The following is a 14,767-nucleotide window of genomic DNA, read 5'->3' as shown; positions in this document are numbered from 1 at the left end:
ATGGCTGATGTAATTAAAATGCCCAAAATGAGCGACACCATGACCGAAGGGGTTTTGGCAAAGTGGCATAAAAAAGTGGGCGATAAAGTGAAAAGCGGCGATGTTTTGGCAGAAGTAGAAACTGACAAAGCAACAATGGATATGGAATCTTATTGGGATGGTACGCTTTTATACGTAGGTGTAGAAGAAGGAACAGCTGTTCCTGTTGATGCCATCATGGCCGTTATTGGTAAAGAAGGCGAAGATTATAAAGCAGCATTAGAGGCTGAAAAAGGCGCCGAAGCTCCAAAAACCGAAAGTGCTGAAGCACCAAAGGCTGAAGAGAAAAAAGAAGAAGCTGCACCTGCTCAGGGCGGTGGCCTAAGCGAAGAAGAATTAGCTGCAAAAGGTGTTACGGTTATCCGCATGCCTCTGCTAAGCGATACCATGACTGAAGGCGTAATTGCCGAATGGCATAAAAAAGTTGGTGATAAAGTAAAAGATGATGATGTTCTTGCTGATGTAGAAACCGATAAGGCTACTATGGAAGTAATGGGCTACGCAACAGGAACTTTATTGCACATTGGAGTAGAGAAAGGTGCTGCTGCAAAAGTAAACGGAATTATCGCTATCGTTGGTCCTGAAGGAACTGATGTGAGCGGAATTTTAGCAGGCGGCTCAGCCCCAGCTCCAAAAGCCGAAAGTGCTGAAGCACCTAAAGAAGAAAAATCTGCAAATGTTGCTGAAATTGAAACACCAAGAACTTCATCATGTGGTACAACTGCAGACAACAGCGATAGCCGCGTTAAAGCATCTCCTTTAGCTAAGAAAATTGCTAAAGATAAAGGAATCGATTTAGCACAGGTTGCAGGTAGCGCAGAGGGTGGTCGTATCATTAAAAAAGATATCGAAAACTTCAAACCAACTGCAGCGCCAGCAAAAACAGAATCTGCATCAGCTCCGGCTGCCGAGAAAGCTGCTGCACCAGCGCCAGTTATTCCTCAATTTGTTGGTGAAGTTAAATTTACGGAAGCTCCGGTTTCGCAGATGCGTAAGGTAATTGCGAAACGTTTAGCAGAAAGTTTATTTACTGCTCCACACTTCTACTTAACCATCAGCATTGATATGGACAATGCAATGGCTGCCCGTACGGCAATCAACGCAGTTGCTCCGGTTAAGGTTTCTTTCAACGATATCGTAATTAAAGCGGTTGCCGTTGCATTGAAAAAACACCCGGCTGTTAACTCATCATGGGGCGGCGATAAAATCAGATTTAACGAACATACTAACATTGGTGTAGCAATGGCTGTTGAAGATGGTTTATTGGTACCGGTAGTGCGTTTCGCTGATGGCAAATCTTTATCACATATCTCTGCAGAAGTAAAAGATTTTGGTGGTAAAGCAAAAGCTAAAAAATTACAACCGGCAGATTGGGAAGGTTCTACTTTCACCGTATCTAACTTAGGTATGTTTGGTATTGATGAGTTTACTTCAATCATCAACTCTCCTGATGGTGCAATTTTATCAGTAGGTGCTATACAGCAAGTTCCAGTTGTTAAAAACGGCGCTGTTGTTCCTGGTAACGTAATGAAATTGACTTTAGGTTGCGATCACCGTGTGGTTGATGGTGCAACCGGAGCACAGTTCTTACAAACCTTAAAAGGTTTATTAGAAGAGCCGATCAGATTATTAGCATAATCAGTTAGCAATTCGCAGTTTTCAGTTTAATACTGATTATATATTAAAAGCCATCCTTATAAAAGGGATGGCTTTTTTTGCGTTAAGAAGGGCTACACTTAAATGGCTAATAATTTGCTATTTTTGATTAGAACCTTAACCCAAAATAAATGAAGAAGATATTTCTTTTTGCTGCCTGTATTACGGCGTTTGCTGCCTGTAAACAGAAAGGCAGTTCAGACAATGCTACCGAAAACAAAGCTTTTGCTGCCTTGTGCGAACAATACTATCAGGAGGGATTAAAACTGAACCCCATTAACGCCACTTATATTGGCGACGAGCGTTATAACGACCTTTTAGCCAATGATGGGTCGCAAGCCTATATAAAAGAATTTAAAAGCTATAACGAACGTTATTTAGATAGCCTGAGCAAATATGACAGAGAAAGCCTAAGTGCAAACGACAAATTATCTTTCGATTATTTAAAAGATCAGTTGGATATCAATATCGAAGGGCTTAAATATCATTTCGAATACCTGCCGTTTAACCAGATGTTTGCTTTGCCTTTAACCATTGGTCAGTTTGGCTCGGGAACGGGCATCCAGCCTTTTAAAACGGTAAAAAATTATGAAGATTGGTTAAAACGTATTGATGCATTTTCGGTATGGGCCGATACCGCTATTGGCAATTTTAAAAAAGGAGCTGCAGCCGGTATTGTATTGCCAAAAGCATTGGTGATTAAAATGATCCCTCAAATGCATAGTATGGTTGTGGCTAAACCCGAAGAAAGTTTATTTTATGGACCAATCAAATTAATGCCTGCAAGTTTTTCCGCGGCAGATAAACAAAAATTAACAGAAGCTTACCGCAATTCGATCACTAATGTAATTGTCCCTACCTATAAAAAATTGGGCGATTATCTTCAGAACGAATATCTGCCAAAAACCAGAACTACATCTGGTTATTCGGCCATGCCAGGTGGTTTGGCCTGGTATACTTATCTGGTTAAACAACAAACTACCACCAACAAAACGCCCGAGGAAATCTATCAAACAGGCTTGAAAGAAGTTGCCAGGATTAAAAACCAAATGGATAGCATCAAAAACTTAGTTGGCTTTAAGGGTGATTTGAAGGCTTTTTTCGAATACATGAAAACAGATAAAAAATTCATGCCTTATAAAACACCAAAAGAAGTTTTAGCTGCATTTGAGAACATCCACCAGCGCATGAAACCCAATTTGAAAAAAATGTTTGATGTTGAACCTAAAACACCTTTCGAAATCCGCCAAACTGAAGCATTCAGGGCCGCATCGGCCAGCGCTGAGTACAATCAGGGTTCAGCAGACGGATCGCGCCCCGGAATCTTTTATGTGCCAATTTTAGATGCCAAAACATTTAACACTACCTCAGGCATGGAGTCTCTTTTTCTTCATGAAGCAATTCCAGGTCACCATTATCAGATTTCTTTAACCCAAGAAAATAAATCACTCCCTAATTTCCGCCGTTTTGGAGGGCACAATGCTTATGTAGAAGGCTGGGCATTATATTGTGAATCGTTGGGTAAAGAACTAGGCCTATACCAAGATCCTTACCAACACATGGGCGCTTTGGGCGATGAAATGCACAGGGCCATCCGTTTAGTGGTTGATGTGGCTATTCATACCAAAAATATGAGCAGAGAAGAGGCCATAAAATACATGACAGACAATGAAGCCATCAGCACTGAAGGTGCAACAACAGAAATTGAACGTTATATGGGTATACCTGCACAAGCTTTAGGCTATAAAACAGGTGCAATGAAAATAAGGGAATTGAGAACCAAATATGAGAAACAATTAGGTCCGAAATTTAAATTATCCGCTTTTCATACTGCAGTTTTAAAAGATGGATCGTTCCCATTATCTGTTTTCGAAGCGAAGATGGATACCTGGGCCGAAAGCCAGAAGTAAGGTCATTAATCGCATAAATAAAATTAACTCGTCATTGCGAGGCACGAAGCAATCTTACAACGTTAGCTAAAAAGAGCGATCAAAAAGATCAAAGCCTGGTCCTCGCATTAAGATTGCTTCGTCGGCTGAAGGAGCCTTCTCGCAATGACGACCTTTTTATTTGAATATACCGAAAAAATTGAAACTAATCAATTCTTTAAACCCTTTGCCCATTACTTTGTTAACTATTAAAACACCCCAAAATCATGGACAAAGAAAAATTGATACAAGAAGCTTACTTGGTTGCACATAAAATAGAGGAGAATGGCAATTTTCCGAATAATCCCAATTTACCGTTAATGATCTACAAAGGTACATTTAGGTTGCATCCTGATGATACCGAAGAAGTAATTAAGAAAGTTTTCGCACAGAACGGGTATACCAATGCCTGGGTTGATGGTATTTTTGATTACCACCACTATCACAGCAATACACACGAGGTTATGGGCGTATTTTGTGGTAAGGCTGATGTACAGTTTGGAGGCGATCATGGTGTTTGCATCGAGCTGGATAAAGGCGATGTGATTATAATCCCCGCAGGTGTAGCACATAAAAAACTGAACTCAACCGACGACTTCACCGTTGTTGGTGCGTACCCAAATGGCTCAGATTATGACATGAAATATGGCAAAGCTGAGGAGCGCCCTGAAGCAGACGAAACCATAGCTAAAGTGAAAAATCCAGACAGCGACCCCGTTTATGGGAGTAAAGGTCACTTATTTGAATGCTGGTACAATCAAAATTGCGAAAATGTGTAAAACTCTTTCGTTTTAACCGTCTAAAATTCTTTAATTTTCGGGTTTTAAATACACTATCCTTAATATAAATGAATTTTCGATATATATGCTCAGCATTAGCCCTCTCTGTAACTTTACTAACCGCATGTTCAAGCAAAAAATCTGAAGAGAAAAAGGCCGCTGAAAAAAAAATCCGCACCAAAGACGACGACAAAGCTGATAGCCTCTTACTGGTTTATAATCCGCAAAAAGGTGATAAATGGATTGCTGATTTTGTAGATAACCTACACCGGAAATTCAATTTCAACGGGAATATGCTGGTAGCCAAAGATGGAAAAATTCTTTACGAAAAAGCTGTTGGATGGGCAGATTACCTCCATCGGGATAGTTTAACCATCAACTCAGAATTTGAGTTGGCTTCAATTACGAAAACCTTTACCGGTACAGCCATTATGCAATTGGTAGAAGCCGGAAAACTTTCGTTAAACGATAATGTAAAAAAATTCTATCCTAATTTCCCATATGAGGGTATAACTGTGAAGTTGTTGCTTTCTCACCGCAGCGGTATGATGAACTATGTTTACTTCATTGACGATATCTGGCGCAAGGAAAAACGCAACATGAAAAAAGGCGTAACCAATCAGGAAGTGATGAATGTTATTGCCGAGCGTAAACCCAACCCATATACTAAACCCGATAACCGTTTTCACTATAACAACTCAAACTTTATGGTTTTGGGTGCCATTATAGAAAAGGTAACCGGACAACGTTACTCGCAATATATGATGGAGCATGTGTTTAAACCAGCTGGCTTAAAGCACACGCATGTGTATAGCACCACTGAGTATGAAAAAATTCCGGTTGATGTGGTTGGTCACGACCGCAATAGTTTCAGATATTCTGTTGCGCAGAATTTTTTAGATGGTCCGGTTGGGGATAAAGGCATTTATAGCACGGTACACGATCTGGTATTATTTGATAAATACTTAAAAAATGGAAGATTATTGACCAAAAAGAGTCTCGATTCGGCGTATGTAGGTCGCAATAAGCCAATAAACGGTCATTTTAACTATGGCTATGGGTGGAGGATATTCGATGGCGAAAAGATGGACAAAGTAGTTTACCACACAGGTTGGTGGCATGGTTTCCGCCATATTTATGTGCGAGATTTAGACAAGAATATTGTAATCATATTTTTAGGCAATCTTACTAATGGAAGTTTGATGCATCTTGACGAGCTGTACAAGCATTTCAATATGCCTGTTATCCGTAAAGGGGCTTACCATGGCAATGGAAGTTTGCCGGGAAGCGACGAAGATTAAATTTATGGCAAAAACAAAATGGATTATTGGACCGGGTACATTAACCATCTATCCTAAAAGAAATTTAAGGATAGTTGGCGTTATTTTTTTTGTTCTGATTGGGGCCTTTATTTTCTTTTTATCGAGATCGGTACAGGGCTATTCGGCTGGCCTTACTTTTGGATATTATAGCTTCCTATTATTAATTCCCTTACTGCTGATTTTAATGGCCGAAACAAAGGTTGTTTTTGATGGGAACAGCAGGATTTTATATAAAAGAATTGCGTTTTTGCCAACGGGATCAATTCCTTTTGATGATATCGCTTCAGTAGAACCATACGAAATACTCGGAAGCGGTTTCAATTATAAACTGTTTAAAAAAAGTAACAGACATGGCAGAGGCTTACTCGTTTCTTCCGGATATAGCAAAGCCACCGATGTCAATCTGATCGCTTTTCAACAGGAGGTACTGCCAAAAATTGATGAACTTGTTTTCGCCAACGCACCTGTAATTCCCAAACAGACCATTTACGACTTTCGGTTTTTTAGAGAAGAAGGAGGCATTTACCTGTTGCGGGATAATAAGATAGGAAGTTTTATTGTCGGATTAATTTTGATCGGTGCTACCGTTGCGATATTGTTTAGTCCAGATTTTTTGGCAAACGAAGGATCTATCCAAAAAATACTCCTCACCTATTTTCCAGCGGCGATCGGCTTAGCACTTCTTTTTGCAGCAACTTCGAACATCCGTTTTGATAAAAGCCAAAGAAAAATTATCCATTCTACTTTTGCAGGCCGTTTTAAGAAAGAATATCCTTTTGATGACCTGATCCGTTTTCAGGTCATCCGCAAAACAACCAATCTTATTTATTCAGGTACTGAAGTTAGGGCAGAAATTTTACTGCCAGCCAAAAACAAAACCACCACCTTAAACCTTAAACACTTTACAGGTACTAAAAGAATTGAGCGGTTTCTTGATGAAGCCAATACGATTTTAGGCAGAATCTAGTTTATTATAAAAAATTACAACGTTATGTTCGATAAATTATTTGCGGCTCAGCAAAAGGCCGAGGAAATTAAAAAACGCCTGGATACGATTTCGGTATTTGGCGAAGTTGAAAATGGTGCAATAAAAATCACTGCTACAGCAAATAAGGCCATCACCGGAATTTCCATTGATGAGGCGTTTTTGAAAAATGCCGATAAGGAAGAATTAGAAGAACTTTTATTAACCGCTATTAATAAAGCTATGGCAAGTGCCGAACAAGTTAGTGCCGCCGAAATGCAGGCATCAGCACAGGATATGCTTGGAGGCTTAGGCGGTATGTTTGGGCAATAAAACCATTAGTTAACTTAACTGTTTATTCTAAGAAGAATCGATCTTGCTACTTGAGCTCAAATCTTGATACTATTATTATGAAATACACTTATTACGGCCAGTCTTGCTTCCTGTTAGAAGCAGCCGGGAAAAAACTACTGTTCGATCCGTTTATATCACACAATCCGTTAGCTAAAAATATAGATATTAAAGCCATTGAGGCTGATTATATACTGGTTAGCCATGGGCATGGCGATCATGTTGCCGATCTGGTAGCACTAGCAAAGCAAACCCAGGCCACCGTTATCGCCATGCCGGAGGTGGTAGATTGGGCAAGCAAACAAGGTGTAGAAAAAGTACATGGAATGAATTTTGGCAAATTTACTTTCGATTGGGGAACTGTACGTATGGTACCTGCAACACACTCATCTGGTTTACCAGATGGAAGTTATGGAGGGAACCCTGCAGGCTTCGTACTTGAAGTAGACGGCAAACAGATTTACTTTGCAGGCGATACAGGTTTAACCATCGAGATGAAAGTTTTAGCTGATATTTACAACCTGGATTATGCCATCCTGCCAATCGGTGGAAATTACACCATGGATGTGGATGATGCATTAGTTGCAACGAAATATTTCGACTGTGATAATGTAATTGGCGTACACTACAATACTTTTCCGGTAATCGAAATTGATACCCAGGCTGCGTTAGATAAATTTAAACGCGAAAACAAAACTTTATTGCTGCCAGAAATTGGTGAGACGATAAACTTATAGGCTCGTGCGGATTACAAATCCGCCCGCAATACCGTCATTTCGACTGAAGTGCAACGAAATGGAGGAATCTGTCTCGAGGTAGATCTCTCCGCTACACTGCGTTCCGGTCGAGATGACGATTTTTTTTTTGCAAAGTGCACGCTTAAGGAGTAATCCATGTAACATAGAAACAAAAAAGGCCTCCGATTTTCATTGGAGACCCTTCAAATTATAAACCTGAACCTAATTCTTTTTAGCAGCAGCAGCTTTGTTTGCTTTGTAACGCATATCTGCTGTTCCGTCTTTTTTAGTTGGACCAGCAACTTTAGTTACTGCTTTTGCTTTATTTTCTTTAAAACGCATATCTGGCGTACCATCTGCTTTTACTTTAGTAGTTGTTTTAGTTTCTACTTTTTTAGCCTCCTGTTTTACGCCTGCTTTTACTGGCGCAGTTGTAGTTTTTACTTCTTTTTTAACAACTGTTTTAGCTTTAGCTGGGGCTGTTGTTGCTGGTGTTTGAGCAAATGCTGTTGTTAAACCAAATGCTGCGATTGCGATTAAACTCAATAATTTTTTCATGTTCTTTAGATTTGTTTTTTTAATTACCATGAAGCTTCTTTGTTTCATTCAGAGGTTTCATAATCCTTAATTTTTGTTTACTCGTTATTTGTTGGTATAAAATTGATTAATTGATATGAAGTTTTAATGAAGATAACGAATATTTTTATTTTTTTAATGTGCAGCCAGCCAATTATCGCCTTCACCAATTTCTACTACAATGGGTACAGTGAGTTTAATGGCATTAGCCATTTTATCTTGAATAATTGCTTTCATCGCTTCCTTTTCGGTTCTCAACACATCAAACACCAACTCATCATGCACCTGCATGGTCATGGTTGACTGCATACCCTGCACTTTCATTTCTTTATGGATATTGATCATCGCAATTTTGATCATATCTGCAGCAGAGCCTTGAATGGGCGCGTTAATGGCATTTCGTTCTGCAAAGCCTCTTACAGTTTGGTTGGCAGAGTTAATATCTCTTAAATAACGTCTTCTGCCCATTATCGTTTCTACAAATCCGTTCTCGCGTGCGAAGTTCATGGTATCGCTCATATAACGTTTAATACCCGGATATTGCATAAAATATTGTTCAATAATTTCAGCAGCTTCCTTGCGTGGAATACCTAAATTTTGCGATAAACCAAAAGCAGACTGACCATAAATAATTCCGAAGTTAACGGCTTTAGCATTTCTGCGTTGCGTTCCGTCTACCTCTTCGATGCTTACACCATATACTTTAGCTGCTGTTGCCGTATGGATATCGATTCCTTTGTTAAAAGCATCGAGCATATTCTCTTCCTTACTTATTTCGGCAATAATGCGCAATTCTATCTGCGAATAATCGGCCGATAACAAAATGTGATTTTCATCCCTTGCAATAAAGGCTTTACGTACCTCTCTGCCACGCTCGGTACGGATCGGGATATTCTGTAAATTTGGGTTGTTGGAACTTAACCTTCCAGTTGCCGCAACGGCCTGATTGTAGGATGTATGCACTCTACCTGTTTTAGGATTAACCATCAAAGGCAATGCATCAACATAGGTTGATTTAAGTTTCTGTAACTGGCGGAAGTCTAAAATATCCTGTACAATATCACTTTTGCTGGCTAAGGCCATTAAAACGTCTTCTCCGGTTTGGTACTGACCGGTTTTCGTTTTTTTTGCTTTTGGATCTAACTGAAGTTTATCAAATAAAACCTCTCCCAATTGCTTTGGCGAGGCAAGGTTAAATTTAACTCCAGCTTTATCGTAAACATTCTGTTCAAACTTGATAATTTCAGTTTCGAGCTCTTTAGAATAAGCTTTTAAGGTTTCCATATCAATACGAACACCTTCTTTTTCTATATCTGCCAAAACATAAACCAGAGGGTTCTCAATCTCTTCGGCTAGTTTGGCTGCATTTAGTTCTTTTAATTTCGGTTCAAAGATGTGCGCCAGCTGTAATGTCACATCGGCATCTTCGGCCGCATAATCAACCACATCAATTACTGGCACATCACGCATGGTGCCTTGGTTTTTGCCTTTTGCACCGATCAATTTGGTAATAGAGATCGGTGAATAACCCAGGTAGTTTTCTGATAAAACATCCATACCATGGCGGGTATCAGGGTCGATTAAATAGTGCGCAAGCATGGTATCAAAAAGTTTGCCCTTCACCTGAACACCATACCATTTCAACACTAAAATATCGTATTTGGTATTCTGACCAATTTTTTCAATTTCTTCATTTTCCAATACGACTCTAAATTCGTCAACGATAACCTGAGCCGCTTCTCTCTCTGCCGGAACCGGAATATAATAACCGGTGCCTGGTTTTATGGAGAATGATAAACCAACTAAATCGGCCATGTTTGCATCGGTACCTGTGGTTTCTGTATCAAATGAGATGCGTTTTTCGGCCAACAATAATTTGATCAGATCTGCACGTTGCTCAGCAGTATCAACCAACTGATAATCGTGCTCTGTATTTTCGATGGTTTTAGCCGGAAGCTTTTCTGCTGGTTCTTCTTCGAGCGTATTGGTATATTGAATGGCCTCGCCTGCCTGGTTTCCGAATAAATCGGTCTGGGTACCTTCCTGAAAACGCGCTGTAGTAACCGAAAATTCATCGCCAAACACCCTACGGCCCAAAGTCCTGAATTCTAATTCGGTAAATAGAGGTTCTAATAAATCGCGGCTTGGATCGCAGAGTTCCAAACTAGCCTCATCCAGTTCAACAGGAACATCTAACAGAATTGTTGCTAGTTTTTTTGAGATTAAACCTTGTTCTGCAAAGTTTTCTACGTTTTCACGCTGTTTGCCTTTTAGTTCGTGGGAGTTTGCAATAATATTCTCCATGGAACCGTATTGTTTGATCAAAGCTTTTGCCGTTTTCTCGCCTATTCCCGGGATACCTGGTATATTATCTACCGCATCGCCCCATAATCCTAAAATATCGATTACCTGCAATACATTTTCGATCTCCCATTTTGCCAATACTTCCTTTACGCCCAATATTTCCATATCGTTACCCATACGGGAAGGTTTGTAAATAAAAATATTTTCGGAAACCAATTGCGCAAAATCCTTATCTGGGGTCATGCAATAAACCTGATAGCCTTTTTGTTCGGCTTTTTTAGCCAGTGTACCAATAATATCATCGGCCTCATAACCATCAGAGGTGATCACGGGAATATTAAACCCCGTAATTAATTTAATTACATATGGCATTGCCGCAGCCAGATCTTCGGGCATAGCCTGGCGGTGCGCTTTATACGCCTCGAAAGAAGTATGTCTTTCAGTCGGCGCCTCGGTATCAAAAACAACTGCAATGTGTGTTGGTTTTTCTTTCTTCAAAACATCTAACAAAGTATTGGTAAAGCCCATTACTGCCGATGTATTAATGCCTGTTGAGGTGAAACGAGGGTTTTTACTTAATGCAAAATGCGCCCTGTACATCAGCGCCATACCATCTAGGAGAAAGAGTTTTTTATTCATGTGATTACACCGGTTTAAGATTACACCGACAAATGGATTTATCGGATGATAAAAGTAACCAAAGTTAAAGGTTTAGAAAAGAGTAAACCCCAATTTAAGAGAAAAAGAATGTTAATAATACCAGAGTAAAATTAAAGAAGCCATGTAATAAAATTGAATATATCAAACCGTATTTAATTCTCAGATAGCCCAATGATAAACCCATAAACGCTTGCGAGATTACAAACAAGATAAAAGCTGGATCGTTTAATGTTAAACCTTTAATATTGCCTAAGTGTATTAAACCAAATATAATAGCAGAATAATAAAAGAGATAACCAAATGATCTCTGTTGAAAAATCAGCCTCTTACGTATATCCATCCGTTTAAAATATCCTTGAACAATTAATGCGACGAGAAGAAAAAAGATATAAACAGGCCACGTGAGGAAACTGCTCCTTATAAAGTAATTTGATATCAGGCCCAAGGTAAGACACACAAAGTATATTGGTATATATTTCTTTCTCAGGTGCCACCTAAATAAAAACTCTTCTAATACTGGAGCGAAAATACATACCAAAAGTAAGGTCACTGTTAACCCATATTTTTTCAGGATATCGATCTCTTGAACATATTCTTTAATAATTTTCAAATGCACTAAAATACAGTAGGTAGTTAATACTAAACCTGCAAATAATAGATCAAGTATGAGCAGCCATAACATATCTCTCCAAAGAGATTTATTATCTTTACTGAGTTTTAAAGGTTTTGGCTTTTTTAAGAATTGCCAAAATGCAGAGAGCGTTTGTATCATTCGTATATTGAATATTATTTTTGAATAACTTACTTTATATCCCGAGATTACTAACATATGAAGATTTTTAGCTTTTTTATTTTATTTTTTTCAATAATTATTACCGCTCAAGCCCAGGATTTTATTGTTAAAAACAATGATGATGTCATCCGTGGAACGATAAAGGGAACCGATTATTTTTCGGTTTTTATTAGTGCCAATGATGAAGCTGATGTGATTTTGCCGGCAAAAGATGTTAAGAACTTCTTCTGGAACGGTGATAGCTTTGTAAGCAAGGGTTTTGCAAATGGGCGCAATTTTGAATACCGTTTTGTTAAGGTAATCGAAATGGGAACGGTTAATCTTTATTCTTTTGGCGGAGGTACTTTAGTTCCTGCGGTAAAAGAGAAAAAAGTAAAATTCAGGCCGTCAATTGGTATTGGTACAGGAACCGGCGGTTATGGCGGAATGGGTATGGGTGGAGGCATTAGCATTGGCGGTGGCCGTAATACGGCACCAGAGAGACCGGCAGGTGCGCCGGTTGTTCGTTACTTTATTGAAAAACCAGGTGCCGGGCCTTTACAGGAAGTGCCGATGAAAGCAATAACTGAGGACACAAAAAAGATTGATGTTAAAAATATTTTATTGCAAAAGATAGGCGACCAACCTGCTTTAAAAGCTAAAGTTGAAGCTGGAACAGATTTTAACAGTAGGGATGTAATTGAATGGGTTAAGGAATATAACGCGACAAAGAAATAGAATCAGGATTAACTGATTTCAGGATTGCAAGATCGTTTAACTCATATCTTCGCGCTTTAGCTTTACATAAGTGGCTAAACTGATAAATTTATCGTTTTTAATTTCACAGTTCTCCATTGTTTTCTGATAATCAAAATCAAGTTTTTGCAGCACCTTTTTGCTGTTTTCATTTTGAGTTTCAACTATAGCCTCGATTTTTCTTAAGCCTAATTTCTCAAAGGCATAATTGCAAATGGGATTTGCTACTTCTTTGATGATGCCTTTTCCCCAATATTCGGGCAATAGCCAAAAACCTATTTCGGCCTTTTGATCCGTTTTACTTAAATCATTAAATCCTATGGCACCTAAGAGACCAAGGTTTTCTTTATCACAGATTGCCCACCAGATACCCGTTTCATTTTTTTGAAGGTCATTGAACCAGATCAATTGCTCATTGGTTTCCTCCAGGCTTGCATAGCGCACACCATAATAGCGAATCACATCAGGATGGGATAATCCTTCAAAAACAAATGCCAGATCGTCAGAACAAAATTGCCTCAATAAAAATCTATCCGTGTGTATTGTAGCTTCAGCAAACATTACCTTGCGCAGCAGTTTAACAAATGATCGTTAACCATGCCGGTTGCCTGCATATGTGCGTAACAGATGGTGGTGCCAAAAAATTTGAAACCACGTTTTTTCATGTCTTTACTGATCTGATCGGAAAGTTCGGTTCTTGGCGGAACATCACTCATTTTTTCGATTTGATTTTGGATTGGTTTGCCACCTGGAACAAAACCCCACATGTATTTAGAAAAGCTTCCAAATTCTTTCTGAATTTCGATGAACAGTTTGGCATTGGTAATGGCACCGTTAACTTTTAAACGATTGCGGATAATACCTTCATCGTTCATCAGCCGTTCTACATCTTTTTCAGTAAAAGCAGCTACTTTGTTAACCTCAAAATCGGCAAAGGCTTTCCGGTAGTTTTCCCGCCTTTTGAGAATAGTAATCCAGCTTAAACCAGCCTGAGCACCTTCGAGAATCAGGAATTCGAATAAAATTTTATCATCATAAACAGGCTTTCCCCATTCTTCATCGTGGTATTTGATGTAAAGTGGGTCATTTCCGGCCCAGCTGCAACGGGTTATTGAGTCCTTAGTCTTGAGTCCAGAGTCTTGAGTCATATTATGCAAATTTTGCTGGATTGTTAATCATGAAGTTTAATAATTTGCTTACTTCTTCACATTGACTATCTAGATGATTGAATTTTTCTTGAGAGATATAGTTACATGCAAGCGCTACATCTAACCAAACTTGCGTTTCACCATTTTCCATATCTGCATCTGATAGTTTACTGATAAAATGATTTGGATACCTTCTTTTTTTATAAGCTTCACCTATACTACTACATACAGACCTTGAAGATCTGCGAATTTGGTCAACCAAACTATATTGCTCAGATTTAGGAAATTCTTTTGTTAACATAAAGATATCCATCAACAGAGAAAATCCTTTTTTTATAAGCCATTAGTTCTCTAAACTTCCCCATAGTTTTTTTAAACTAATATAACAATTTGAGGACAGACTAAAGACTTTAGACTGGGGACTTAGGACTAAGCATTCAGCTCATCCCAGTACTCCACAGCTCTCCTGTAGTGCGGAATTACAATACTCCCACCTACAAGATTGGCGATCATGAAAATTTCGTTCATCTCATCATGGTTTACACCAGCATCAAAACATTTGCCCAAATGGTATTTAATGCAATCATCACAACGCAAAACCATCGAGGCTACCAGGCCTAACATCTCTTTCGTTTTAACATCTAAAGCTCCATCGGCATAGGAGGTTGTATCTAGCGCAAAAAAACGTTTAATATTTGTATTTGCGGTCTCCATAATTCTATCGTTCATTTTTTCACGATAGCCATTAAATTCTTCTACAAGCTTTCCCATATTT

General features: G+C 38.9%; 15 protein-coding genes. 8 read left to right on the top strand and 7 right to left on the bottom strand.

Annotated features, from left to right (window positions below; all coding sequences use genetic code 11):
• From AC1RJ8_RS23845 to AC1RJ8_RS23815, 7 genes are all read left to right on the top strand, one after another.
• A complete protein-coding gene (locus AC1RJ8_RS23845; RefSeq protein WP_492955931.1) occupies positions 1-1,677 on the top strand; it encodes a dihydrolipoyl dehydrogenase family protein in 1,677 nt (558 codons plus the stop codon).
• Positions 1,678-1,826: 149 nt separating this feature from the next.
• Positions 1,827-3,605 (top strand): DUF885 domain-containing protein, encoded by a 1,779-nt coding sequence (locus AC1RJ8_RS23840; protein ID WP_492955930.1) that lies wholly within the window; start codon positions 1,827-1,829, stop codon positions 3,603-3,605.
• A gap of 245 nt (positions 3,606-3,850) precedes the next feature.
• Positions 3,851-4,402, top strand: coding sequence for a cupin domain-containing protein (locus AC1RJ8_RS23835; RefSeq protein ID WP_492955929.1), 552 nt, complete (start codon positions 3,851-3,853; stop codon positions 4,400-4,402).
• A 68-nt stretch (positions 4,403-4,470) separates the two neighbouring features.
• Positions 4,471-5,703 carry a serine hydrolase domain-containing protein gene (locus tag AC1RJ8_RS23830; RefSeq protein WP_131029486.1) on the top strand — a complete coding sequence of 411 codons (1,233 nt, stop codon included), beginning with the start codon at positions 4,471-4,473 and terminating at the stop codon, positions 5,701-5,703.
• Between the two features lie 4 nt (positions 5,704-5,707).
• Positions 5,708-6,691: a hypothetical protein gene (locus AC1RJ8_RS23825; RefSeq protein ID WP_492955928.1), complete on the top strand. Its 984-nt coding sequence runs from the start codon at positions 5,708-5,710 to the stop codon at positions 6,689-6,691.
• A 24-nt stretch (positions 6,692-6,715) separates the two neighbouring features.
• The gene (locus AC1RJ8_RS23820; protein ID WP_492955927.1) at positions 6,716-7,021 is read left to right on the top strand and encodes a YbaB/EbfC family nucleoid-associated protein; all 306 of its coding nucleotides are present in this window, start codon (positions 6,716-6,718) and stop codon (positions 7,019-7,021) included.
• Between the two features lie 77 nt (positions 7,022-7,098).
• Positions 7,099-7,776, top strand: a complete 678-nt coding sequence (locus tag AC1RJ8_RS23815; RefSeq protein WP_492955926.1) for a metal-dependent hydrolase — start codon at positions 7,099-7,101, stop codon at positions 7,774-7,776.
• A gap of 222 nt (positions 7,777-7,998) precedes the next feature.
• Here AC1RJ8_RS23815 and AC1RJ8_RS23810 read toward each other — a convergent pair whose 3' ends face one another.
• The 3 genes from AC1RJ8_RS23810 to AC1RJ8_RS23800 form a co-directional block, all read right to left on the bottom strand.
• The gene (locus AC1RJ8_RS23810) at positions 7,999-8,334 is read right to left on the bottom strand and encodes a hypothetical protein (RefSeq protein WP_492955925.1); all 336 of its coding nucleotides are present in this window, start codon (positions 8,332-8,334) and stop codon (positions 7,999-8,001) included.
• Between the two features lie 153 nt (positions 8,335-8,487).
• Positions 8,488-11,295, bottom strand: a complete 2,808-nt coding sequence (polA, locus tag AC1RJ8_RS23805) for a DNA polymerase I (RefSeq protein ID WP_492955924.1) — start codon at positions 11,293-11,295, stop codon at positions 8,488-8,490.
• A 94-nt stretch (positions 11,296-11,389) separates the two neighbouring features.
• Positions 11,390-11,998: a CPBP family glutamic-type intramembrane protease gene (locus AC1RJ8_RS23800; protein WP_492955960.1), complete on the bottom strand. Its 609-nt coding sequence runs from the start codon at positions 11,996-11,998 to the stop codon at positions 11,390-11,392.
• Between the two features lie 147 nt (positions 11,999-12,145).
• On the opposite strand from AC1RJ8_RS23800, the gene AC1RJ8_RS23795 reads away from it, so the two are divergent.
• Positions 12,146-12,826, top strand: a complete 681-nt coding sequence (locus AC1RJ8_RS23795) for a hypothetical protein (protein ID WP_492955923.1) — start codon at positions 12,146-12,148, stop codon at positions 12,824-12,826.
• A gap of 36 nt (positions 12,827-12,862) precedes the next feature.
• Here AC1RJ8_RS23795 and AC1RJ8_RS23790 read toward each other — a convergent pair whose 3' ends face one another.
• The 4 genes from AC1RJ8_RS23790 to AC1RJ8_RS23775 form a co-directional block, all read right to left on the bottom strand.
• Complete coding sequence (locus tag AC1RJ8_RS23790; RefSeq protein WP_492955922.1) at positions 12,863-13,405, bottom strand: GNAT family N-acetyltransferase; 543 nt, start codon at positions 13,403-13,405, stop codon at positions 12,863-12,865.
• On the bottom strand, positions 13,405-13,992 hold the full coding sequence (locus AC1RJ8_RS23785) for a DNA-3-methyladenine glycosylase I (protein ID WP_492955921.1): 588 nt from the start codon (positions 13,990-13,992) through the stop codon (positions 13,405-13,407). The genes AC1RJ8_RS23790 and AC1RJ8_RS23785 overlap by 1 nt, the downstream gene beginning before the upstream one ends.
• A 1-nt stretch (position 13,993) precedes the next feature.
• Positions 13,994-14,293: a four helix bundle protein gene (locus tag AC1RJ8_RS23780; protein WP_492955920.1), complete on the bottom strand. Its 300-nt coding sequence runs from the start codon at positions 14,291-14,293 to the stop codon at positions 13,994-13,996.
• Positions 14,294-14,421: 128 nt separating this feature from the next.
• Positions 14,422-14,763, bottom strand: a complete 342-nt coding sequence (locus tag AC1RJ8_RS23775) for a carboxymuconolactone decarboxylase family protein (protein WP_492955919.1) — start codon at positions 14,761-14,763, stop codon at positions 14,422-14,424.
• Positions 14,764-14,767 lie beyond the last annotated feature (4 nt).

The organism is Pedobacter sp. GW822-FHT03F06 (assembly GCF_058801365.1).
The sequence above is the reverse complement of the archived record's forward strand: the minus strand, read 5'-3'. Positions and strand labels throughout refer to the sequence as shown.

What these genes read in the sequence shown, in the direction of transcription:
- AC1RJ8_RS23845 (WP_492955931.1), top strand. Translation starts at nt 1, where the DNA reads ATGGCTGATGTAATTAAAATGCCCAAAATGAGCGACACCATGACCGAA.
- AC1RJ8_RS23840 (WP_492955930.1), top strand. Translation starts at nt 1,827, where the DNA reads ATGAAGAAGATATTTCTTTTTGCTGCCTGTATTACGGCGTTTGCTGCC.
- AC1RJ8_RS23835 (WP_492955929.1), top strand. Translation starts at nt 3,851, where the DNA reads ATGGACAAAGAAAAATTGATACAAGAAGCTTACTTGGTTGCACATAAA.
- AC1RJ8_RS23830 (WP_131029486.1), top strand. Translation starts at nt 4,471, where the DNA reads ATGAATTTTCGATATATATGCTCAGCATTAGCCCTCTCTGTAACTTTA.
- AC1RJ8_RS23825 (WP_492955928.1), top strand. Translation starts at nt 5,708, where the DNA reads ATGGCAAAAACAAAATGGATTATTGGACCGGGTACATTAACCATCTAT.
- AC1RJ8_RS23820 (WP_492955927.1), top strand. Translation starts at nt 6,716, where the DNA reads ATGTTCGATAAATTATTTGCGGCTCAGCAAAAGGCCGAGGAAATTAAA.
- AC1RJ8_RS23815 (WP_492955926.1), top strand. Translation starts at nt 7,099, where the DNA reads ATGAAATACACTTATTACGGCCAGTCTTGCTTCCTGTTAGAAGCAGCC.
- AC1RJ8_RS23810 (WP_492955925.1), bottom strand. Translation starts at nt 8,334, where the DNA reads ATGAAAAAATTATTGAGTTTAATCGCAATCGCAGCATTTGGTTTAACA.
- polA (WP_492955924.1), bottom strand. Translation starts at nt 11,295, where the DNA reads ATGAATAAAAAACTCTTTCTCCTAGATGGTATGGCGCTGATGTACAGG.
- AC1RJ8_RS23800 (WP_492955960.1), bottom strand. Translation starts at nt 11,998, where the DNA reads ATGTTATGGCTGCTCATACTTGATCTATTATTTGCAGGTTTAGTATTA.
- AC1RJ8_RS23795 (WP_492955923.1), top strand. Translation starts at nt 12,146, where the DNA reads ATGAAGATTTTTAGCTTTTTTATTTTATTTTTTTCAATAATTATTACC.
- AC1RJ8_RS23790 (WP_492955922.1), bottom strand. Translation starts at nt 13,405, where the DNA reads ATGTTTGCTGAAGCTACAATACACACGGATAGATTTTTATTGAGGCAA.
- AC1RJ8_RS23785 (WP_492955921.1), bottom strand. Translation starts at nt 13,992, where the DNA reads ATGACTCAAGACTCTGGACTCAAGACTAAGGACTCAATAACCCGTTGC.
- AC1RJ8_RS23780 (WP_492955920.1), bottom strand. Translation starts at nt 14,293, where the DNA reads ATGTTAACAAAAGAATTTCCTAAATCTGAGCAATATAGTTTGGTTGAC.
- AC1RJ8_RS23775 (WP_492955919.1), bottom strand. Translation starts at nt 14,763, where the DNA reads ATGGGAAAGCTTGTAGAAGAATTTAATGGCTATCGTGAAAAAATGAAC.